The following is a 496-nucleotide window of genomic DNA, read 5'->3' as shown; positions in this document are numbered from 1 at the left end:
CTTACGCTGGTGAATGGCTATATAGTTATCAATTTTTTGGAAAAGATTTCCGATGCGTTCTTGCTCATTTATGTTAGGTATTACGAAGTTCATTGAAGAGAAATCATTAAAACTAATGCTCCTTCCATCTCTAATACCATATGTTACAGTTTCTAATTTTTTTATAAAATTTGTACTTGTTAAGAAAATTTTCCAAAATCCAAAATCTTGATTACTTTTTTCAATAAAATCAATAACTGTATATGCTGGAGAAGTTATTCCTTCTATAGTTGACCATGCAAATCCACCTTGGAATGACCGAAGATGAATAACAAATTGTTTTGGAAGTACTCTTTTATAATTTTTTATACTATTTAAATCGTATTTTATATCAATACCTATATTATTTCTTTCAACCATTCCAAATTCTTGAGAAGCTGATAGCACTGGTAAATCAATATGACCCTTTTCTGAAATCGTAATAAATATTTCCTTTGCTTTCCGCTGTTTCCAAGCA

General features: G+C 29.2%; 1 protein-coding gene. It reads right to left on the bottom strand.

The features are described 5' to 3' along the window. Nucleotides 1-496, bottom strand: a 496-nt coding sequence (locus tag ACTQZM_RS12015) for a restriction endonuclease subunit S (RefSeq protein ID WP_441653896.1), incomplete at both ends; no start/stop codon positions are given.

Origin of the sequence: Enterococcus cecorum, assembly GCF_052119425.1 — a bacterium.
Classification (GTDB): Bacteria; Bacillota; Bacilli; order Lactobacillales; family Enterococcaceae; genus Enterococcus_E; species Enterococcus_E cecorum_C.
The sequence above is the reverse complement of the archived record's forward strand: the minus strand, read 5'-3'. Positions and strand labels throughout refer to the sequence as shown.